The 20,195-nt window shown below is 72.1% G+C and carries 16 protein-coding genes; 7 read left to right on the top strand and 9 right to left on the bottom strand.

Annotation, left to right across the window (positions count from 1 at the left end; all coding sequences use genetic code 11):
- Positions 1 to 166 precede the first annotated feature (166 nt).
- Positions 167 to 736, top strand: a complete 570-nt coding sequence (locus ABZ840_RS33390) for a cupin domain-containing protein (protein WP_361566342.1) — start codon at positions 167 to 169, stop codon at positions 734 to 736.
- Between the two features lie 28 nt (positions 737 to 764).
- Here the strand turns inward: ABZ840_RS33390 and ABZ840_RS33385 are convergent, their stop codons facing one another.
- The 3 genes from ABZ840_RS33385 to ABZ840_RS33375 form a co-directional block, all read right to left on the bottom strand.
- A complete protein-coding gene (locus tag ABZ840_RS33385; protein WP_361566339.1) occupies positions 765 to 1,790 on the bottom strand; it encodes a sporulation protein in 1,026 nt (341 codons plus the stop codon).
- Positions 1,791 to 1,896: 106 nt separating this feature from the next.
- Entirely contained in the window at positions 1,897 to 2,118 is a 222-nt protein-coding gene (locus ABZ840_RS33380) for a hypothetical protein (RefSeq protein WP_361566336.1), read from the bottom strand.
- Between the two features lie 44 nt (positions 2,119 to 2,162).
- On the bottom strand, positions 2,163 to 2,426 hold the full coding sequence (locus ABZ840_RS33375; RefSeq protein ID WP_361566333.1) for a GlsB/YeaQ/YmgE family stress response membrane protein: 264 nt from the start codon (positions 2,424 to 2,426) through the stop codon (positions 2,163 to 2,165).
- Positions 2,427 to 2,653: 227 nt separating this feature from the next.
- Here ABZ840_RS33375 and ABZ840_RS33370 point away from each other — a divergent pair, with 227 nt between their 5' ends.
- Together ABZ840_RS33370 and mgtA are read left to right on the top strand one after the other, a co-directional pair.
- Complete coding sequence (locus tag ABZ840_RS33370) at positions 2,654 to 3,013, top strand: metalloregulator ArsR/SmtB family transcription factor (RefSeq protein WP_361566417.1); 360 nt, start codon at positions 2,654 to 2,656, stop codon at positions 3,011 to 3,013.
- Complete coding sequence (gene mgtA, locus ABZ840_RS33365; protein ID WP_361566330.1) at positions 2,997 to 5,621, top strand: magnesium-translocating P-type ATPase; 2,625 nt, start codon at positions 2,997 to 2,999, stop codon at positions 5,619 to 5,621. The genes ABZ840_RS33370 and mgtA overlap by 17 nt, the downstream gene beginning before the upstream one ends.
- Before the next feature lie 5 nt (positions 5,622 to 5,626).
- Here mgtA and ABZ840_RS33360 read toward each other — a convergent pair whose 3' ends face one another.
- On the bottom strand, positions 5,627 to 6,133 hold the full coding sequence (locus ABZ840_RS33360; RefSeq protein WP_361566327.1) for a GNAT family N-acetyltransferase: 507 nt from the start codon (positions 6,131 to 6,133) through the stop codon (positions 5,627 to 5,629).
- A gap of 84 nt (positions 6,134 to 6,217) precedes the next feature.
- Positions 6,218 to 7,738 (bottom strand): LCP family protein, encoded by a 1,521-nt coding sequence (locus ABZ840_RS33355; protein WP_361566325.1) that lies wholly within the window; start codon positions 7,736 to 7,738, stop codon positions 6,218 to 6,220.
- Positions 7,739 to 7,899: 161 nt separating this feature from the next.
- Here ABZ840_RS33355 and tatA point away from each other — a divergent pair, with 161 nt between their 5' ends.
- Positions 7,900 to 8,136, top strand: coding sequence for a Sec-independent protein translocase subunit TatA (gene tatA, locus ABZ840_RS33350; RefSeq protein ID WP_361566322.1), 237 nt, complete (start codon positions 7,900 to 7,902; stop codon positions 8,134 to 8,136).
- A gap of 49 nt (positions 8,137 to 8,185) precedes the next feature.
- Here tatA and ABZ840_RS33345 read toward each other — a convergent pair whose 3' ends face one another.
- Positions 8,186 to 10,057, bottom strand: a complete 1,872-nt coding sequence (locus tag ABZ840_RS33345) for a potassium transporter TrkA (RefSeq protein ID WP_361566319.1) — start codon at positions 10,055 to 10,057, stop codon at positions 8,186 to 8,188.
- A 265-nt stretch (positions 10,058 to 10,322) separates the two neighbouring features.
- On the opposite strand from ABZ840_RS33345, the gene ABZ840_RS33340 reads away from it, so the two are divergent.
- Together ABZ840_RS33340 and ABZ840_RS33335 are read left to right on the top strand one after the other, a co-directional pair.
- On the top strand, positions 10,323 to 10,694 hold the full coding sequence (locus ABZ840_RS33340; protein WP_361566316.1) for a hypothetical protein: 372 nt from the start codon (positions 10,323 to 10,325) through the stop codon (positions 10,692 to 10,694).
- A 500-nt stretch (positions 10,695 to 11,194) separates the two neighbouring features.
- Positions 11,195 to 13,570 (top strand): LuxR C-terminal-related transcriptional regulator, encoded by a 2,376-nt coding sequence (locus ABZ840_RS33335; RefSeq protein ID WP_361566314.1) that lies wholly within the window; start codon positions 11,195 to 11,197, stop codon positions 13,568 to 13,570.
- A 29-nt stretch (positions 13,571 to 13,599) separates the two neighbouring features.
- Here the strand turns inward: ABZ840_RS33335 and ABZ840_RS33330 are convergent, their stop codons facing one another.
- The gene (locus ABZ840_RS33330; protein WP_361566311.1) at positions 13,600 to 14,571 is read right to left on the bottom strand and encodes an alpha/beta hydrolase; all 972 of its coding nucleotides are present in this window, start codon (positions 14,569 to 14,571) and stop codon (positions 13,600 to 13,602) included.
- A 146-nt stretch (positions 14,572 to 14,717) separates the two neighbouring features.
- Here ABZ840_RS33330 and ABZ840_RS33325 point away from each other — a divergent pair, with 146 nt between their 5' ends.
- Positions 14,718 to 15,848 (top strand): PP2C family protein-serine/threonine phosphatase, encoded by a 1,131-nt coding sequence (locus tag ABZ840_RS33325; protein WP_361566414.1) that lies wholly within the window; start codon positions 14,718 to 14,720, stop codon positions 15,846 to 15,848.
- A gap of 332 nt (positions 15,849 to 16,180) precedes the next feature.
- Here ABZ840_RS33325 and ABZ840_RS33320 read toward each other — a convergent pair whose 3' ends face one another.
- Together ABZ840_RS33320 and ABZ840_RS33315 are read right to left on the bottom strand one after the other, a co-directional pair.
- Entirely contained in the window at positions 16,181 to 17,197 is a 1,017-nt protein-coding gene (locus ABZ840_RS33320; protein ID WP_361566309.1) for a LacI family DNA-binding transcriptional regulator, read from the bottom strand.
- Between the two features lie 129 nt (positions 17,198 to 17,326).
- The gene (locus ABZ840_RS33315) at positions 17,327 to 19,936 is read right to left on the bottom strand and encodes a PA14 domain-containing protein (RefSeq protein WP_361566306.1); all 2,610 of its coding nucleotides are present in this window, start codon (positions 19,934 to 19,936) and stop codon (positions 17,327 to 17,329) included.
- Positions 19,937 to 20,195: the final 259 nt, after the last annotated feature.

The following is a 20,195-nucleotide window of genomic DNA, read 5'->3' as shown; positions in this document are numbered from 1 at the left end:
GTCTTCCACGTGGTGGTCCGTTGTCGTTCCGCGCCTGCCGTCCGGCCGGCGGCCGACCGGGACGGCAATGGACACATCTTGACATCCTTTCACCGCGCTCTCTACGGTCGGGCCGGAAGACCGGCCCGCCTCGTCGGCCGGTGCCGTTCCGACCAGCGGGAACACCATGCCCTCACAGACCGATCCGTCCGGCACCGCGCCTTCCGCCGAGCCGGACTCCGCAACGGGACACGACGCCTTCCACCCCGACCTGCCGCACCACGACCACGACGGCGAACAGCTCCCGCTGCGCGCCCGGCTGCACCACGTACGGGCCGACGCGCTGGACGGCGACACCGCGCAGACGGGCGGGATGCGGCGGTTCGCCGCGATCAGCGGCGGCACCGTCGGGTCGGAGCGCATCTGGATGGGCCAGACCCACGTCGCCCCGTCCACCGCCTCCTCCAACCACCACCACGGCGCCTCCGAGACGGCGATCCACGTGGTCAAGGGGCACCCGGAATTCGTCTTCCTCGACGACTCCACGGGCACCCCGGAAGAGGTCCGCATCCGCACCTCACCGGGCGACTACATCTTCGTACCGCCCTACGTGCCGCACCGCGAGGAGAATCCGAGCCCGGACGACGAGGCAGTGGTCGTGATCGCCCGCAGCACGCAGGAGGCGATCGTGGTGAACCTCCCCGAGCTGTACGTCCTCGGCAGTGCGGACGCGCCGGAGCCGCCCACGGCGGGCTGACCCCCGAGGGCGGCTCCGGTGCGGGCGCTCAGCCCTCGTCGTCGCCTTCGTCCTCGTCGTCGTCGAAGACCTCGTCGATGACCTCGGCGGCGACGAAGCCGCCCACGACGCCGACCGCGGCACCCGCGGCGACGCCCGCCACCACGGCCCCGGTGCTCGGACCGGAGCGGTGGCCGCTGTCGTGATGGTGCGCGTCGGCGTGGCGACTCTCGTGGTGGTGACCGGCGAAGTGGGGAGCGGCGTGGTCGTCGTGGGGTGCGTACGGGCCGGCGGCGTGCGTGCCGTGGCTGTCCACGAGCTGCCGCACCCAGGAGTCCACCTGCGCGTTCCAGTCGATGTGCTCGACGCCGTCGTGGCCGACGGTGAACCGGTTGACCACGTCGTGGCCGCCGGAGAACAGGCCGCCGCGCTTGTCCGCCTCCAGGACGACCTCCATCCCGCCCGGTGTGGCGAGGAAGGTCACCTCGATCTCGTTGACGGCGTGCGCGTACTGCGGGGGCGGGGTGAGCTCGATCTCCTGGTAGAAGGGGAGCGTCTGCCCCGTGCCGCGGATGTGCCCGAGCTCCAGGTCGGCGGAGCGGAAGCCGTAGCCGAGCCGGCCGAGGGCCTCCAGGATCGCTTCCTGGACGGGCAGCGGCTCGATCCGCAGCGGGTCCAGGTCGCCCTTGTCCTTGGCGCCTGCCACGGCCAGTTCGGTGCGTACGCCGAGGACGATGCCGAGCGGCTGCCCGTACAGCTCGGTGACCGGCGTCTCCCAGGGGAGCCGGACGGTGAACGGGACGCTGCGGCGCTCGCCCGCGGCGAGGCGGAAGCCGCCGCCGACCGTGAACCGGTCGAAGGACAGGGCGCCTTCGCGCTCCCCGTCGTCGTGCTCGGCCTCGACTCGGGCGACGAGTTCGAGGGTGATGTGCTCGATGTCGAAGGCCGCGCTGCCGCCTTCGAGATGCACCTGTCCGGACAGGCTGTCACCGGGCCGGACGGCGCCGCCGTCCAGGACCGTGTCCACCGAGGGGGCTCCCACGCCGATCGCGCCGAGCAGCCGTTTGAACACCATCGCGGCGTTCTCCTTCAATTGTTCAGTTGGTTGAGCAGATGGGGGACGAGGAGGGGGTCGGTCGGGTGGTGGCCCCGCGCCGGGGCCACCACTGTGCCGCCGGGGCCTACTTGGCAGTGGCGTCCAGCGTGGCCAGGGCCGACGCCCAGTGGAAGTACTTCAGGTGGGCGAGGTCGGACACGGTCTTGATGCCGAACGCCTCCTCCAGCAACGCGCCCTGGCGGTCCGAGACGCCCTTGAGCGCCGACGCCGGCGCGGCGAGCACCTCCGCGAGGTCCTTCTCCGCCCAGGCCTTGTCGAGCACCTTGGTGAGGTCGATCGAAGCCATGTCTCTCCTCCGTGTGAGTCGTCGTCTTGTCGGCCGCGCGCCGGTCAGCCGCGTGCCTTGATGCGGTCCAGGGCGGCGACACCGACGCCGGCCAGGACGATCTGGATGATCCATTCGATCCAGTCGATGCCCTTGGTGTCCGCGACGCCGAAGGCGGCCGCGATGCCCGTACCGATGAACGCGGCCACGATGCCCACCACGATCGTCCAGAGGACGCCGATGCGCTGGCGTCCCGGCACGACGAGCCTGCCGAGCACACCGACGATGATGCCGATGACGATCGCGCTGATGATGCCTGAGATTTCCATGCCCGGGTCTTCCGTGTGGTCGTGAGTGCCTGCCGCGGGAGGCGGCAGGGGTGTCAGGCGACAGGCTACGAGAAAGTTCTACAGCTCTGTAGATACGGCTGCGGCGGCGATCATTATCGGCCACCCCGGCACGGCAGGTGGTGAGCGGCGTCGCGGCCCCGCCTGCCCCTAAACTGAGGGGCGCAAAACCGTGCCGGGCGGCACGGACCGGGCAGGACGGGAGAGCGATCGTGGCGGCAGGAGCCGGGGACTTCGAGGATCCGTCCGCCGAGGTGTTCGCCGAATCGGCTGCCGTCTTCGGCCTGCTGGCCTCGCCCGCGCGGCTGCACATCGTCTGGGTGCTGGCGCAGGGCGAGAGCGATGTGACGGGGCTCGCGGAGCGGGTGGGCGGTGCGCTGCCCGCGGTGAGCCAGCATCTGGCGAAGCTGAAGCTGGCCGGGTTCGTACGGTCGCGGCGGGAGGGCCGGCGGCAGGTGTACTTCGTCGACGACCCCGACATGGTGACCGCGGTGCGGCTGATCGTCGGCCAGCTCTCGGACCGTACCGCGCAGGCACCGGCCCGGCGTCGCCGTGACCTCGGCGCCTGAGACCGACGGGGCCCGCGGCACACCGCACGCCGCCCGGGAGGTCCCCGCACCGGACGAGGCGTCCGGCGCGGACGCCCTCCCCACGATGCAACTGCTGCGGCACCTGGACACCGGACCGCGCGGCCTGACCGAGCGCGCGGCCGAGGAGCGGCTGGCCCGGTTCGGCGAGAACACCCTCCCCGAGTGGCGCACCGCGTCCTGGCCGCGCCGTTTCGTACGGAGCCTGCGCGACCCCTTCACCGCCGTGCTGTTCTGTCTGGCCCTGGTGTCCGCCACCGTGACGGCCTGGGGCACGGCGGGCGTGATCCTGACACTGGTGGTGGTCAGCTGCGTCCTGCGCTCCTCCGGTGAGTACCGCGCCGACCGCTCCATGGCCGCGCTGCGTGAGCTGGTGGCCACCACCGCCACGGTGCTGCGCCGTACGGAGCGGGACGCGCCGGCGCGGGACCGCGAGACACCCGTCGGCCTCCTGGTGCCCGGGGACGTCGTCCGGCTGGGCCCCGGCGACCTGGTACCGGCCGATGTCCGGCTTCTGAAGGCGACCGGCCTGACAGTGCATCAGGCGGCGCTCACCGGTGAGTCCGCTCCGGTCGCCAAGCATCCGGTCGACGCGCCGGAGCCACCGCGGGCCGGCGTCTTCGACCGGCCGCAGATGTGTTTCCAGGGCAGCAGCGTGGCGTCCGGCAGCGCCACCGCGGTCGTCGTGGCGACCGGGCCGCGCACCCGCTTCGCCACCGCGCACGGCGGTCCGGGACGCCGCGCGGCCAGTGCGTTCGACCGGTCGGTGCACCGGGTCTCCTGGCTCCTCGTACGGTTCATGCTGCTCACCCCGCCGCTGGTGCTCATGGCGGGCGCGGCGCTGCGCGGCCGCGGCCTGGAGACGCTGCCGTTCGCGGTGGCGGTGGCGGTCGGACTGACGCCGGAGATGCTGCCGGTCATCGTCACGACCTGCCTGGCGCGCGGCGCTTCCCTGCTGGCCCGCGACCACGGTGTGATCGTCAAGCGGCTGCCGGCGCTGCACGACCTGGGCGCGATCGATGTGCTGTGTCTGGACAAGACCGGCACGCTCACCCAGGACCGCCCGGTGCTCCATCGCGCGCTGGACGCCGACGGCCGGGACGCGCCCGAGGTGCTCCGGTGGGCGGCGGTGAACTCCTGGTGGACCCTGCACCTCGCCGACCTGCCCGTACCCGACGCACTGGACGAGGCGCTCCTCGACGCGGTGGACGAGGACGCGCTGACCTCGTACGAGGGGGTGGCGGCGCTCCCCTTCGACCCCGTACGCCGGCTCGCCACCGCGGTCGTCCGCAGCCCCGGCCGGCTCGGCGTCCACACGCTCGTGGTCAAGGGCGCCGTCGAGGACGTCCTCCAGCGGTGCGCACTGCCCGACGAGGAGCGGGACGGGCTGCGCGCGCTCGCGGCCCGCGAGACCGCGGGCGGCCTGCGGCTGCTCGCCGTCGCCACCGCCGAACGGCCGGCCCGGCACCGCGACCGGCCCCCGGCCGACGAACGCGGACTGGACTTCCGCGGCTTCGTCGCGCTGCGCGACGCGCTCGCGCCCACTGCCGCCGACGCCCTGGCCGGCCTGACCCGGCGCGGCCTCGCCGTCAAGGTGCTCACCGGCGACCACCCCGGCACCGGCGTCCGGGTCTGCCGGGACCTGGGCCTGGCGCCCGGTGCCGTGCTCACGGCGGAAGGCATCGACGCGCTCACCGACGCGGAACTGGCCGGGGCGGCCCGTCGTACGACCGTCTTCGCGCGCTGCACGCCCGCCCACAAGGCCCGGGTCGTGGCCGCGCTGCGGGCCGGCGGGCACACCACCGGCTTCCTCGGTGACGGCGTCAACGACCTGCCCGCCCTGCACGCCGCCGATGTGGGCATCTGCCCGCGGGACGCCGTCGATGTGGTCCGCGACAGCGCCGATGCCGTGCTGGCGGAGAAGGACCTGACGGCGATCGACCACGCGATCACCGCGGGCCGGCACAGCAGCGGCAACATCGCGACGTACCTGCGCATCACCCTCTCCTCGAACCTCGGCAACGTGATCGCGATGCTCGCGGCCGGGCTGCTGCTGCCGTTCCTGCCCATGCTCCCGGCCCAGGTCCTCGTCCAGAACCTCTTCTTCGACGCCGCCCAGCTGGCCTTCGCCTACGACCGGCCGCCCCGCTCCGCGCTGCGCCGCCCCACCGAACTGCTGCCCCGCGCGCTCCTCCGCTTCATCACCGGCTTCGGGCTGCTCAACGCCGTCGCCGACCTCGCCACCTTCGCGGTACTGGCACTCGCCGGGCACTCGGCGGGCAGCGGCGGCGAAGCGGCGTTCCACGCCGGGTGGTTCACCGAGAACCTGCTCACCCAGGCCCTGGTGATGGTGCTGTTGCGCACGGGCCGCAGCGCCGCCGAGGGGCGTGCGCCGAGCCCCGTACGGTGGGCCGCCGCCGCGCTCGCGGCGATCGGCGTCCTCTTCCCGCTGACGCCGCTCGGCCCCGCACTGGACATGGCGGCGCTGCCGCCCGCGTACTACCTGCTGCTGACGGCCGTCCTCACGCTGTACGCGCTCGCCCTGCTGGCCGCCCGGGCGCGCCACGAGCGGAGCCTGCGGGACGGCTGAGGGCTTCAGACGTCTCTGCGCATGCAGACGCGCGGCCACCGGTCCAGGCCCTGGGCGGCCTCCTGGCGCCGGATCTCCCGCAGGCCGGCGCCGATCTCGGCGTCGTCGAGGATGCGGAAGCCGCAGCGCGCGTAGTACGGCGCGTTCCACGGGACGTCGGCGAAGGAGGTGAGGGTCAGGGCGGGCACCTTCCGGTCCACCGCGTGCTCCGTGAGGCGGTCGAGCAGAGCACGGCCGATGCCTTGGCGCGCGCTGTCCGGGTGCACCGAGACCTGGTCGACGTGCAGGTTGCCGTCGACGTGCGAGGCGATGAGATAGCCCACCGGGGTGTCGGTCCCATCGGCGGCGACCCGGGCCAGGCCCGCCCGCCGGTGACGGCCGAGTACGGCGAGCGGGGGCGGTGCGTCGTCGGCGATCTCCGGCATGCCGATGTCGCGGAAGCACCGCCCGGCGGCTCGCTCGATGTCCTGGAGGAGGGGCAGTTCGTCGGCCCGGGCCGCTCGGATACGCATGCGCCCATTGTGCTGCGGCCGGCCCGGCGCGCAGTGCCCGGGGCGGACCCGGGCACACCTTCGGGAGCGCCGCCGCTCCCCGGCTCAGCCGTAGGAGAGCCGGGAGCAGGGCGAGTCGGCGGCCGAGCGGGCGTCGTCGGCCACCTCGGACGGCACCTTCGCGGGTACGTCGGAAGACTCGCCGGAGGCGGCGGACGGGTCGTCCGCGTACGACCGGCCCAGGGTCACACTGATGCCCGGTGCGCTCCCGGAGCGGAGTTCCGCGCCGGGGAAGAGGCGCGCGACGGTGCGGGCGTGGTCCTCCTCCCCGGGTCCGTACCGGATGCGGGTGGCGGCCAGGTCCTGGCTGCTCGCGGTGGCCGTGCCGGTGACGGTGAACCCGTGGTCCTTCAGCGCCTGCGCGCCCTGGGCGGCGAGGCCGGGGACGGTGGTGCCGTTGTAGACGGCCACCTCGACACCCGCGCCGGACACCGGTTCCGGCGAGGACGAGGACGAGGGCGACGAGGAACCTGTGCTCTTGCCGCCGGCGTCCTCGCCGTCGATCGTCCGGTCCTCCCGGAGCGCCGCCCACAGCGCGTGCGCGTCCGGCTCGACGATCGCCACCCGCGCGCCCTCGTACCGCCAGGGCACCGTGACGAACTTCGTGTTCCGCAGGTCGATGTCCTTCAGCGAGAGCACGAAGGAGAGCAGCTTGTCGGCCGAGTCCAGACCCGGGTCGACGGTCATCGCCCCGACCGCGGCGTCCGTGAGCGGCAGCAGCTTGCCGGGGGTGAGCCCGTCGCTCTTCACCTTCTTGAGGAGGGCGGCGACGAACGCCTGTTGCCGTTTGATGCGGCCGATGTCGGAGCCGTCACCGATGCCGTGCCGCAGGCGTACGTAGTCCAGCGCCCGCTGCCCGGAGACGTCCTGCTCGCCCTTGGCGAAGATCCGCTTGCCACGCTCGGCGCGATGCGGGTTGAGGTCCTTCTCGTACACGTCCTGCGGCAGACACACCCGCACCCCGCCGACGACCTCCGTCAACGCGGCGAAGCCCTGGAAGTCGACGACGACGGTGTGGTCGACGCGTACGCCGGTGAGCTTCTCGACGGTGTTCTGGGTGCACGCGGGGTTGCCCTGCGCGGTCTCGCCGACGGAGAACGCCGAGTTGAACATGGCGTGGTGCCGCGGCGCGGTCCATGAGCCGTCCGGCAGCCGGCAGGCCGGTATGTCCACGAGCGCGTCGCGCGGTACCGACACCGCGAGGGCGTGCTTGTGGTCGGCGTACACATGCAGCAGGAAGGCCGTGTCGGACCGGCCGATGTCCCCCTTCTTCCCGCCGCCCAGCGCCTGGTTGTTGCCGGTCCGCGCGTCCGAGCCGATGACCAGGACGTTCTGCCCCTTGGACGATGCGTCCGGCCGGTCGCTGGACAGCCCGTCCGCGTCGAAGGCGGAGATGTCGCCGCCGAGCTTGAGGTAGAGCCAGCCCACCCCGGCCGCCGCGAGCATCAGCAGGGAGAGCGCGATGACGAGCGTGCGCCGTGCCCAGCCGCGCTTCCGCCGCCGGCTGCGGGCGGCGGACCGTGCGCCACCGTGGCGCGGTGCTGCCGTCCGATGGCTTGTCGTCATGTCTGCGCCCTCACCCGTCTGGTTCCCGCGGCAGGGCGAGCGGCACGGCCGGCCCCACCAACAGTTGTACAGTTGCGCAATGTAGCAACTAAAAGATCGGGCGCTTCCCCAGGGGGCACACCCGGGGCGGGCCCACCGTCGACACGAGGAAGGTGAGCGGAATGTTGCGCAACGGACTGGAGCCGTGGCATCTGCTGATCGTGGCAGTGATGTTCATCCTGCTGTTCGGCGCCAAGAAACTCCCGGACGCCGCCCGCTCGTTGGGGAAGTCACTGCGCATCCTCAAGAGCGAGGCCAAGGCGATGAAGACGGACGACACACCGTCCGCACCGCCTGAGCCGCTCGCACAGCCCGCACCGCCGGTTCCGACGCGGGAACGGCCCGACGGCAGCCCCTGACCGGGTATCGGGTTACTGGTCCACCGCGCGGCGTACCGGGCCGGCCGGCCTACTGCTCGGCGAGGACGACGATGGCGTCCTCCTCCCCCAGGCTCAGCGGTGCGGCCTTGTCGGGGTTGAGCCGCACGCCGTACGTGGGCGGCTCGTCGCTGTGGCGGGCGAGGCGGTAGCCGATGGCCGTCTCGCCGCGCCGGCGGGCCGCCTCGATGACCGTGGCGAAGTTCGCCCGCGCCCCGGGGACGAGGTAGTCGGCGGCGGGCTTGAGGTAGATCTCCGAGCCCTCGGGATCGAAGAGGTCGGCGAACACCGCGTACAGATGGCGGTTCTCGGTGAGCTGGGTGAGCAGCAGGCTGATCACCTTGGTGGAGACGATGAAGTCGTCGGCCTCGGTGACCTGGGCGACCTCGCGGTTGGCGTCGTCATTCATCTCGGTGACGATGGAGTACGGATCGCCCAGCCGCACTTCGATGTCCCGCAGGTGGAGCAGGGTCACCAGGGTGTGGTCGTCGGCGCGTCCGGGGTCGATCCCGTCGTCCGTCAGCACGACGACATGGCGGTAGCTGTCGATGCCGACGGCCTCCAGCGAGGACCTGCGGGTCGGCACGCAGTGCTGGTACCCCACCGTCAGGTTCTCCAGCCGGTCCCGCCACAGGCCCTCCGGTGGGCGCCGGGCGGCGGCTATGTCGACCACGGACCCCGGTTCCACGAGGCGGTCCAGCAGGCTGATGATCTTCGGGGCGCGGGAGTTCCAGCCGATGACGAGCGTGCGGTCCGGTACGGAAGGGGGGGCCGAGGCCGCCGCGATCGCGGACGGGACGATCTCGGGCCGGGCTCCCGAGAGCCGGATCAGCAGGTCGTCCTCCGCGACCATCAGCAGCCGGTCGCCCGCCGCGATGACGGTGTCCATCGGCGGGTTGACCAGCATGTCACCGTCCCTGCGCAGGCCGATCGGTATGCCGAGGCCGAACCGGTCGAGGGTGTCGCCGAAGGCCGAGCCGACGAGGGAGGGCTCGTGCCACGGGTAGATCTCGTTGCCGACGAAGCTGAGCAGTTCGTTGAAGACGGCGGACAGCCCCGCCTGCCGGTGGGACTGCACGATCAGCCGTACGGCGATGTCGTCGGCGTCGATCACCAGCGCCGTCCGGCCGGCGGCCAGCCGGGCCGCCGCCAGGTTCTCCGAACTCTGCACCGCGGCCACCACGTTCGGCAGCCGCCCCCGCCACTCCCGGCTGCTCAGCAGCAACAGCATCTTGATGACGTCGATGTCGCCGTCGTCCCCGACCGGCGGCAGCACCATGATCGACTTGGCGGAGTCGGGGCTGACCAGCTCCAGGTCCTCCCGCCGGAGCGGGCTGCCGGAACGGCAGATCACCCGGGTCCGGCCGGTGCGCGGGATCCGGCGCCGGATCTCGTCCTCCATGTCGACCTTGTCGCGGTCGGCCAGGATCACGACGCAGGAGCGCCGCTCGCTCTGATTGGCCTCCACCAGCTCCGCGATCACCGTGAACACCTGCTCCGACCAGCCGAGCACGATGGTGTGGCCGCGCTCGACAAGGCGTCCCTTGCCCTTGCGCAGCTCGCGTATCCGGTCCTCAAGACCCGTGGTCAGGACGCCGATGAGCGCACTGACGATGAAGATGCCGCCGATCGTCACCGCCAGCATGAGGATCAGGAACACCGGCCGGCCGGTGTCGCCGCCCATCGTGCCCGGGTCGAGGGTTCGCAGCAGGCTCATCCAGGCGACGCCCGCCCAGCCGCCGTTCTTCTCGGTGTCCTCGTCGGTGAGGGCCACCACCAGACCGGACACCAGGGCGACCAGGACCACCGAAGCGAGCGCCAGCCAGCCGATGAGGGCCGGTGTGCCGCGGTCCATCGTGCCGTCGAACCAGTACCGCACCCGGTCCCGCAGCCTCGTGCGCACGTCCTCCGCCCTCCCCTGTCCCGTACGCGCCGTGGCGGCCGGGTACGTCTCGGTGTCTCCCGCAGTTGATCATCTTCGCAGGCGGTGCGACGAAGGTGATCCCACCGGGGCCACCGGTCGGGTCACCGGCCGGCCCGGGGAGTTCGGTGTACCGACGTATACCGATCCCGGCCGGTCACCGATGTCCGGCCCGGTGGCACGGCGCAGAGTGGGGCGCACTCGCGGACATGGGTGGCGCGCGGGCGGAACACTGCTGGAGGAAGCCATGTCGGGGGCGAGCGACCGGGAGGCGAACGACCTGATCGGCCGGGACACGGCACTGACGGAGATGGGGCGACTGCTGCGGACCGAACGGCTGGTCACCGTGTCGGGGCCCGGCGGAGTGGGCAAGACCGCGCTCGTCACCGAACCGGCCCGCCGCATGCGGCCCGGACGGTGGGAAGCGGTGGGGCGGGCCGACCCGGCCCGGCTGCACGATGCGAAGCTGCCGGCGGACCGGCTGGCCACGGCCCTCCTGGGGGACACGTCCGGCGGCCGGCCGCCCTCCAGGCGCCGGCCGGAGCGCTGGGCGATACGCGGGCGCTGCTGGTCGTGGACACCTGTGAGCACCTCGCCGAGGCCTGCGCCGAGCCCCTGACCGAACTCGTCGGCCGCTGCCCCGGCTTGCACGTGCTGATCCGGCCCAAGGGGCAGCAGGCCGCCACGTACCGGATGCCGTGGCCCACCCGGGCACACGGGCGGAGTGGCTGAGCCGGCTAGGTGAGGAACCGGAGTTCCGGCGGCGCTGCCTGGCCTGGCTGCTGCGCGACACCTGACCAGCACCGTGATTCGCCGTATGCACGCGCCGCGCGACGGCGGGTGGCTAAGGTGGACTCGCTCCAGGTGCTGCCAGCGAGACGGTCCCGGTCATGCCCCAGCTCTTCCGCTCCGGAGGCGACGCGGCCTCCCCGAACCCGACTCCGAACCGCTCACCTCCGCCCGTGTGTCGAGACGCCGCGCGAGGGCCGGTCGCGGCCACCACGCGGCGGGGAACCACACGGTCGAGACCACTCGGTCAGGAACCACATCGGTGAGCTGCCGAGGCGTAGCGTAGGTAATCCCACTCCGGCGCAGAACAGGCGGAGGGGCGAGCACAGGATGGTGCTGGGACACGTCAGAGAGCAGACCGGCGGGCTGCCCCTCGAAGTCACTGGATTCATCGGACGCGAACAGGAACTCCGGGAAATCGGCGCGCTGTTCGACAAAGGGCGGCTGGTGTCGCTCACCGGCCCCGGCGGGGTGGGCAAGACGCGGCTCGCGCTGCGGGCCACCCGCGCCGCGCTGCCGCGCTTTCCCGACCGCGCCTGCTTCGTCGAGCTGTCGTCGCTGCGCGATCCGGTGCTGCTGCCGCACACGGTGGCCGCCGCGCTCGGCCTCACCGAGCAGGGCGAACGCGACCCGGTCGGCCTCCTCGTCGGCTACCTCGCACCCAAGCGGATGCTGCTCGTCCTCGACACCTGTGAGCATCTGCTGGACGCGTGCGCCATGCTTGCCGATCTCCTACTGCGGATGGCGCCCGGGGTCACGGTGCTGGCCACGAGCCGCCAACCCCTGGACGTACCGGGCGAGTTCGCCTATGCGATCGCTCCGCTGCCCACCGACCGGGAGGCGGTGCAGCTGTTCGCCGAGCGGGCCGCCGCCGTGGTGCCCGGCTTCGCCCTCACCGAAGCCAACCGCGAGGACGTGACCTCCGTCTGCCGCCGGCTGGACGGGATGCCGCTGGCGATCGAACTGGCCGTGGTACGGCTGCGGGTGCTGCCGCTGGGCGACCTGGCGGCCCGGCTGGAGCACCGGTTCCAGGCGTTGACCGGCGGCCGTCGCGGGGCCGTGCCCCGGCACAGGACGCTGCGGGACGTCATCGACTGGAGCCACGACCTGTGCACCCCGCAGGAGCGGGTGCTGTGGCGGCGGCTGACGGTGTTCGCCGGGGAGTTCGACGCCGAGGCCGCCGAGACCGTGTGCGGGGGCGGTGAACTGCCCGCCGAGGAGGTGCTGGAGCAGCTCATCGGACTGGTCGACAAGTCGGTGGTGCTGCGCGTCGAGGCGGACCGGGCACGCTACCGGCTGCTGGACACCCTCCGCGAGTACGGCGCCGAGCGGATGGCCGCCAGTGGGGAGGGGGACGCGTACCGCCGCGCGCACTTCGACTACTTCGCGGCGCTCGCGGAGCGCGCCGACCGCCCCTTCCACAGCGACCGGCAGGCGGAGCACCTGACGGCCATCGCCCGCAGGCTCCAGGACTTCCGGGTCGCCCTGGAGTACGGCACCGGCACCGACGTCCCCGAGCTGACCCTGCGCGGCCTGGACCTGGCCACCCGGCTGTGGACGCACTGGATCATGACTGGGCGGCTGCGGGAGGGCGCCCGCTGGCTGGAGCACGGCCTGGCGAAGGTGGCACACGACTGCCCGGAGCGGGTCGAGGCGCTGCACCGCCTCACCTGGATCCTGACGGTCCTGGGCCGGCACGACGACGCCGAGCCGTACGTCATGGAGTCGCTGGCGATGGCCGAGCGGATCGGCGACCGGCGCGGTGCGGTGTACGCGATCGAGTTCCGCGGCACCCTGCGGCTGCTCAGCGGGCGGCTGGACGAGGCGAACCGCGACTTCGACGCGGCGCGCAGCGGCTTCCGTCAGCTCGGCGACGGCGACGGGCTGGCCATCACCTGTTTCATCCAGACGTTCGGTGCGGCCCTGGTCGGCGATGTCGCGCGGGCGTGGGAGGTGTCCGGGGAGGCACTGGACGCGCTGGAGACGGCCACCGGTGAGTGCTGGACGCGCAGCTACTGCCTGCTGTACCGGCAGTTGGCGCTGTGGATGTCGCACGACGAGTCCCGGGCCGAGGAGCGCGACCGGCTCGGCCTCGAGGCGCTGGCCCTGAAGCTGGCCGTGGACGATCGGCTCGGCGCGGCCATCGCCATGGAACTGCTGGCCTGGTCGGCGGCCCGGTCGGAGCGGTGTGAGCGGGCCGCCTGGCTGCTGGGTGCCGCCGAGACGGTCTGGGTCAGGATCGGCGGCGCGTGGCTGTTCAACGTGCCGGAGCTGATCGCGGAGCACGACGCGGCAGTGGCCACGGCGCGTACCGCGCTGGGCTCCGCCGCGTACGCGGACCATCACGCGCGCGGGGCGGCGCTGGACCTCGCGGAAGCGGTGGCGTACGCGGTGGAGGAGCGGGACGTGCTTCCGGGCCCGCCGGCCGGCGCCGCGGTGGAGCCCCCCGTGGCGGACGCCGCCCTCGGGGTGCCGGACGCGCCCGTTGCGGCGGTTCCACGAGGGCGGGACCGCGCGGGCACCGGGCGTCCCGGCGAGCTCACGAACCGGGAGCGGCAGGTGGCCGCGCTCGTCGCGGAGGGGCTGACCAACAAGGAGATCGCGGAGCGGCTCGTCGTCTCCAAGCGGACGGCGGACGCGCATGTGGAGCACATCCTGAACAAGCTGGGGCTGAACTCACGAAGGCAGATCACGGGGCTGGAGTGACGTGCCGATGGCGACGTACGGGCCGGGCTTCAGCGGGGGCGGGGTGTCCGGTCCGTCGTCAGGTGGTGTGCCATCACCTCCAGTGCGAGGTCCGTGGGTTCCTCGGTGCCGGGGCGGGTCAGGAAGCCGTGCAGGGTGCCCCGTACGAGTACCTGGCCGACGTCGGTGCCGGCCGTGGCCAGTGCGGCGGTGAAGGCCTCGCCCGACGGGCGGAGGTCGTCGTACTCCGCGTTGAGGACGGTGGTGGGCGGGAAGTCCCGGAGGTCCGCCAGGGCGGGCGCCGCGTATCCGTCGGCGGTGCTGAGCGGGCCGCCGAGGTAGTTCTCGAAGACCCGCGCGAAGTCATCCCGGAGCCTGGCGGCGCTCGGGACACCGGCCATCAACTCGGTGAGCTGCGAGGACGGTGCCGGGAGCACCGCATGGACGGCCGGGTAGGCGAGCACCACGTGCGCGGGGACCCACCCCGCCTCGTCCCGCAGCCGGAGCACGGCACCGGCGACGAGGTTGGCTCCGGCGCTGGCCCCGCCGACGGACAACGACCCGTCCACGGTCCCCGCGCCGAGCTCGCGGCGGTGGTCCCGTACCCAGGCGAGCGCGTCGGCGACGTCGTCCAGCGGCACCGGGTAGGCGGTGCCGTCGACGGCCTTGCGGTAGTCGACGCTCACCACCATGGCGCCGCTCCGCGCCACCAGCTCGCGCGCCGTCCAGTCGGCCTCGGCCATGTCGAGGTCGCCGAACACCCAGCCGCCCCCGTGCACCCAGACGAAGCAGCGGTCGGAAACGGGCGTGGAACCGGCGGCGGAATAGACGCGCGCCGGCACTTCCCCGTGCCGTCCGGGAAGGGTTACCGGCTCCACTTCCGCCGCGGGCGGCGTGTAGTCGGGCGCTTCGTGGAACTGCGCGAGTCGCGCTTCCTGCTCCGGGGTCAAGGGGCCGTCGAAACCTTTGGGCAGATCTTCCAGCAGGTGCAGCTTCGAGGCGATCGCGGTGTGCAGCGGCATCACGAGCCTTTCTCGTGAGGTGCGGGGGAACAACAGTTCTCCGGTGACACGCGTTACCGAGGAAAGAATACGGTGACCGGTCCGTCGCCGCGCCGTGAGCTGCCGGGTGCGTACCTGGAGGGCAAAATGGCCTGGTGAGCAAGTTCATGGCCTGGTCGCACACACGTCGGTGGATCCCCGCCCTGGTGATCGTGCTCGCCGCGGTGGTGGACCTGCTGACGCCTCCCTCCGTGTCCTCCGCTCCCCTGCTGGCCGTGGCGCCGGTGGCGGCGGTGACACTCCTCCGGCCGCCCGGCATCCTGTGCACCGGCCTCCTGGCGATGGTGGTGCACGCGGCGCTGGCCTACGTGGGCGACACCTTCGGCTGGCAGCGCGGCGTCGCCAACCAGGTCACCCTTGCGGCCGTCACCGCACTGGCCATCGGACTGAACCGCTCCCTGCACTCCCAGCACGTCAGCGCGAGCCGGGCGCGGTACGCGGCGGAGGTGGCGCAGCGCGCGGTGCTGCCCAGGCCGCCGAGCCGGCTGGGCGCCCTGCGGATCGCCGCCCGCTACGTACCGGCCGAGGACATGGCGCTGATCGGCGGCGATCTGTTCGTCGTGCAGGACACGCCGTACGGGGTCCGGGCCATGGTCGGCGACGTACGCGGCAAGGGGCTGGCCGCCGTGACCGCGGTGAGCATCGACATCGGCGCGTTCCGGTACGCCGCCGACCACTCGGCCGACCTGCCCGCTCTGGTGCAGTGCATGGAGGAGGCACTGCTGCGCGAGGGGCAGCGCAGGGAGGGGCTGGACGAGACGGAGGGGTTCACCACCGCCCTGATCGTCCAGTTCACCGCGGACCTGGACCGGGTGCAGCTGGTCAACCGCGGCCATCCCGCTCCCCTGCTGCTGCAGGCGGACGGGCAGGCGCGCGTGCTGGAGCCGGCGGAAGAGGCGCCACCGCTGGGCATCACCGCGCTGGGCGCGTGGCGGTCGCCGGTGGAGACGTACGACTTTCCGCCCGGGGCGATGCTGCTGTGCTTCACCGACGGGGTCACCGAGGCCCGCGACCGGGCCGGCGTCTTCTACGACCCGGCGGACCGCGTCCCGGCCATGGTGCGGTCCTACCTGCGCCAGACCGGCTATCCGCCGGAGCCGGCGGCCGTCCTGGACTTCCTGGCCCGCGACGTGAGCCGGCACAGCGGCAGCGCCCCCCAGGACGACCAGGCCCTCCTGGTCCTGCACCGCCCCCGGACGCAGGAGGACCTGCTCGCCCGGGAGTCCGTCGGTCCGTAGGGGTCCGTAGCGCTCCGCGAGCGCCTTCTCCGCGGCGGCCGCAATTCATGTCAATTACCTCGGTAAATACTGAGTGGGCGGCGTAATAAATTCCGCGTGAGCGGTCCTACGATTCCCCAGCAACCCTAAGAAATCACCTCACGCGCAATTTATGGAACCCTAAGAAGGAAAGGCTTTTTCCGGCCGCGGAAGCCCGTAACGTTTTCCGTGTCGAAAGTGAACGGCGCTTACGGGGCTCGACGGCCCGGCCGCGCGTCAGGGGACGCAGCCGCTGCGACGGCTGCGCGCGGGCCGTACGCACGGCTGGCGGGCCCGTTCGGTGGGGTCGGAGTTCAGTGGGGGGCCGGGCGCCCCAGTGTGCTCTCGCGTTCGATCAGCCGGTAGTCCGCCCAGACGCGCCGGGGCTCGGGCGCCTCGCCGCTCAGCCGGGCCAGTACCGACTGGACCGCGAGCCGGGCGATGGCCTCCTTGTCCGGGGAGACGGAGGTGAGGGTGACCGTGCCGAAGCGGCCCTCCTCCACGTCGTCGAAGCCCACCACGGCGACGTCCTCGGGCACTCGCAGTCCGTGCTCGGACAGGGCACGCATCGCGCCGATCGCCACCGGGTCGTTGTAGGCGAACACGGCGTCCGGGCGCCGCCCGGTCTCCAGGATGCGGTGCATGGCCGCCGCGCCGTCCGCGTGGCCCCAGCCGTCGGTGGTGGCGACCAGGCCTTCGTCGCTCGACAGGCCCGCGGCGGTCAGCTCCTCGCGCCAGCCCCGTACGCGCAGCTCGGCCGGCCTGCTGTTGCCGCGGCGGGCGCCGATGAAGGCCACCTCGCGCCGCCCCAGCCCGGTCAGATGGCGGACGGCCAGCCGCGCGGCGGCGACGTTGTCGATGGCGATGTGGTCGTACGGCAGGTCGTAGTGGCGTTCGCCGAGGAGGACGAACGGCACGTTCTCGGTCCGGTCGCGGAGGTCCTCCGCCTCCAGCTCGATGGGGCTGAGGATCAGGCCGTCGATCACCCGGGCCCGGAAACCCTGGCTGACCAGGACCTCTTGTGCGCGCCGGCCGCCGGTGTGGTCCAGGAGCACGATGTAGTCGTGCTCGGCCGCGGCGTCGATGACCGCGGCGGCGAGCTCGGCGAAGTAGGGGTTGCCCAGTTCGGGCAGCGCGAGGGCGATCATGCCGGTGCGGCCCTTGCGCAGATGGCGTGCGGTCAGGTTGGGCCGGTACCCCAGCTCGTCGATGGCCCGCTGCACGCGGTCGCGCATCTCCGGAGTGACGTGCCGGTAGTTGTTCACCACGTTGGAGACGGTCTTGATCGACACGCCCGCATGCGCGGCGACGTCCTTGAGGCTGACCCGCACGAGTTTCCTTCCGGCGACAGGTGAAAAGAGATGGACCGCGGCCCGGTCCCCCGGCCCGCCCCCCGATTCTGCTGCACGGAGGACGGGCCGGAGCACCCTGGGCCGCGGTCGCCCGGTGACGCCGGTGGATCAGGACGCCTGGCAGCCCGCCGGGACGGCCTGCGACGCGTCGTGGATCAGCGCCTCGTGGGCCGCCTTCAGCCGCTTCACATCCGGCTTGACGACCTTGCGGTCGTACGTCAGCAGGCCGTTGAGCTCGCCCTCGACGTCCGAGATCTGCGTGTAGACGGCGCCGTTACCGCCCTTGCAGGCGAGCTTGTGCACCTCGTCGAGCTTGGTCAGGTAGTCGTCGGTGTACGTCGTGGGGTCGACGTCCACGTAGGACTGCTGAACCGACCAGGCGTGGCCCGGCACCGCGAGTCCGAGACCGCCGTACTCGCCGGCGACCAGGGCACGTTCGCCGTCGGGGTGCGGCGGCAGGGCCGGGCTCGGGTAACCGTGCTCGTCCATGATGTCGCCGGCGTTGCCGTCGGCCCCGAGGTTGAGGCCCGACTGGTTGTTCACCAGGCGCGTCGGGTCCCAGGCCTTGGCCTGCTCGGCGACGCGGCCGATGTCGTACTGGCCCCAGCCCTCGTTGAAGGTGACCCACATGACGACCGACGGGCTGCTGATGTGCTCGTCGATCATCTCCTTCATCTCCCGCTCGTACTCGGCGCGGGAGGCGGCATTCGGGTTCACGCCCGCGGTCATGGCGGGCATGTCCTGCCAGACCATCAGGCCCAGCTTGTCGGCCCAGTAGAACCAGCGGTCGGGCTCCACCTTGATGTGCTTGCGCACGGAGTTGAAGCCCATCGCCTTGTGCATCTTCAGGTCGTACGCGAGGGCCTCGTCGGTGGGCGCGGTGTGCAGGCCGTCCGGCCAGAAGCCCTGGTCGAGCGTGGCCATCAGGAAGGTGGGCTTGCCGTTGAGGACGGTGCGCGGGGTGCCGTTGACCTTCTCGACGCCGATGGAACGCATGCCGAAGTAGCTGCCGACGCGGTCGCTGCCGACCTTGACCTTGAGGTCGTAGAGGAACGGGTCGTCCGGCGACCACAGGTGCGGCTTGGTGATCTTCAGCTTGAGCGGCGTACCGGTACGGCCGCTCACCTCGGCGACCTTCTTCTTGCCCGCGTACGCGGCGGCCGTGACCGGCACGCCGTCGCGCACCCCCTTCGGCTCGACGGTGACCTGCCCGTTCTTGACGTCCGGGACGGTCTTGAGCGAGTCGGCGTGGTCGGCGGCGACGGGCTCCATCCACACCGTCTGCCAGATGCCGGAGGACGGGGTGTACCAGATGCCGCTGGGGTCCAGCCGCTGCTTGCCGACCGGCGGGTTCTCACCGTTCTTGGCGTCGGTCGGGTCGTAGACGCCGACGATCAGCTCCTGGGTACGGCCGGGCTTCAGCGCGTCGGTGACGTCGGCGCTGAACTTGTCGTAACCGCCCTTGTGCGCGGCGACCTTCTTGCCGTTGACGTACACCTCGGACTGCCAGTCGACGGCGCCGAAGTTCAGGCGCAGCCGCTTGCCGTCACCGACGTCCCAGTTCCTGGGGACGGTGAAGGTGCGGCGGTACCACGTCCGGTCCTCGTGGCGTTCGATGCCGGAGAGCTGGGACTCGACCGGGTAGGGCACGAGGATCTTCTCGTCGAGCCGCTTGCCGACCGGCGGCTGCTCGCCGGACTCGGCGGCCTGGAACTCCCAACGGCCGTTGAGGTTCTGCCACTTGTCGCGGGTGAGCTGGGGGCGGGGGTACTCGGGAAGGGCATTGCCCGGCCCCACCTTGTCGGCCCACTTGGTGCGCAGCTCGTACTCGGAATGGTTCGGGCCGCTCGCCCAGAACGCGCCGACGGCCGTACCGTCCGTACCGTCCAGGCCGCCCTCGCCGTCGTAGCGGACGTCGGCGAGGCCGCGCGCGCCGCCGCCCTTCTTGCCGACGACCGGCTCCTTGAGGCCGACCAGCAGGGCCGTGGGGTCGGCGGGGTCGGCCTTCGCCGTGCCCAGCGGCCATTCGGCGCCGCCGATGACGGCCCGCAGGTGGCCGGTGAGGCCGGCCGGGGTCTTCGCGAGCGGCTGGGCGAAGTCGAGGCGGAGCGTGCGGCCGTCCTTCAGCACGTCGGCGGAGAGCGCGCCGTTGTACTCGTAGCCGTCCGGCAGGCGGAACGCCGAGGAGGGGATGGCCTCCTTGGCCTGGCCGGGTTCGGTCCACCGCAGGTGGAGGTTGGACCCGCCGTAGTGCTCGAAGTACTCGACCTTGATGTCGTAGGCCTTGCCCGCGGTCAACTCGACGGGCTGGGAGGTCTGTTCCTTGTCCCAGTCGTCGGTCCAGTGGTCGATGGCGAGCTTGCCGTCCACCCACAGCCGGAAGCCGTTGTCACCGGTGATCGAGAAGGTGGTGGGGCCGGTTTTCTCGGGGACCACCTTGCCGGTCCACCGGATGCTGACGTCGTCGGCCTGCCCGGTGGCGGACTGGAGCCGGGGCTCCAGGTTGTCGAAGTCGATGGCCGGGTCGAAGCCGGTGGCCTTGAGCTCGTGGAAGTCGAAGGCTCCGGGCGCGGACTGGGTGAAGTACTCGCCCTTGAGGCCTTGGGGTTCGGCCGGGTCTCCGGCGGCCGACGCGGACGGGACCGCGGCGAGGCCGGTGACGCCGAGGGCCGTGGTGAGCAGTAACGCCAGCTGTCTGCCCAGGCGTCTGGTGCGCATGGTTCCTCCATTGCCGAGAACGGGGGCAGCTCGTCACCGAGCTTGTACAACGTTGGAAGAGGGGGCCGTCGGAATGACAGCACAGCCTCATGAGGGGTGTCCAGGGTTCCGTCCGCGCAACGCTCGGTCACCGCAGGCGGGATGAGACCGCGTCACATGGCGCCCGTGCGCGCCCGGCCGGGTGAGACACGGGCGCCGGCGGGTCCGCGGTATTGACATCGACGGTGGGCATGACAACGCTGTAAAGGCCGTTCCTGAC

It is taken from the genome of Streptomyces sp. NPDC047117 (genome assembly GCF_040643545.1).
In the GTDB taxonomy this organism is placed as follows: domain Bacteria; phylum Actinomycetota; class Actinomycetes; order Streptomycetales; family Streptomycetaceae; genus Streptomyces.
This window is presented reverse-complemented; position numbering and strand designations above follow the sequence as displayed.

Bases quoted from the DNA above. Each gene is read 5' to 3' on its own strand.
- ABZ840_RS33390 (WP_361566342.1), top strand. From the start codon at position 167: ATGCCCTCACAGACCGATCCGTCCGGCACCGCGCCTTCCGCCGAGCCG.
- ABZ840_RS33385 (WP_361566339.1), bottom strand. From the start codon at position 1,790: ATGGTGTTCAAACGGCTGCTCGGCGCGATCGGCGTGGGAGCCCCCTCG.
- ABZ840_RS33380 (WP_361566336.1), bottom strand. From the start codon at position 2,118: ATGGCTTCGATCGACCTCACCAAGGTGCTCGACAAGGCCTGGGCGGAG.
- ABZ840_RS33375 (WP_361566333.1), bottom strand. From the start codon at position 2,426: ATGGAAATCTCAGGCATCATCAGCGCGATCGTCATCGGCATCATCGTC.
- ABZ840_RS33360 (WP_361566327.1), bottom strand. From the start codon at position 6,133: ATGCGTATCCGAGCGGCCCGGGCCGACGAACTGCCCCTCCTCCAGGAC.
- ABZ840_RS33355 (WP_361566325.1), bottom strand. From the start codon at position 7,738: ATGACGACAAGCCATCGGACGGCAGCACCGCGCCACGGTGGCGCACGG.
- tatA (WP_361566322.1), top strand. From the start codon at position 7,900: ATGTTGCGCAACGGACTGGAGCCGTGGCATCTGCTGATCGTGGCAGTG.
- ABZ840_RS33340 (WP_361566316.1), top strand. From the start codon at position 10,323: ATGTCGGGGGCGAGCGACCGGGAGGCGAACGACCTGATCGGCCGGGAC.
- ABZ840_RS33335 (WP_361566314.1), top strand. From the start codon at position 11,195: ATGGTGCTGGGACACGTCAGAGAGCAGACCGGCGGGCTGCCCCTCGAA.
- ABZ840_RS33330 (WP_361566311.1), bottom strand. From the start codon at position 14,571: ATGCCGCTGCACACCGCGATCGCCTCGAAGCTGCACCTGCTGGAAGAT.
- ABZ840_RS33325 (WP_361566414.1), top strand. From the start codon at position 14,718: ATGGCCTGGTCGCACACACGTCGGTGGATCCCCGCCCTGGTGATCGTG.
- ABZ840_RS33315 (WP_361566306.1), bottom strand. From the start codon at position 19,936: ATGCGCACCAGACGCCTGGGCAGACAGCTGGCGTTACTGCTCACCACG.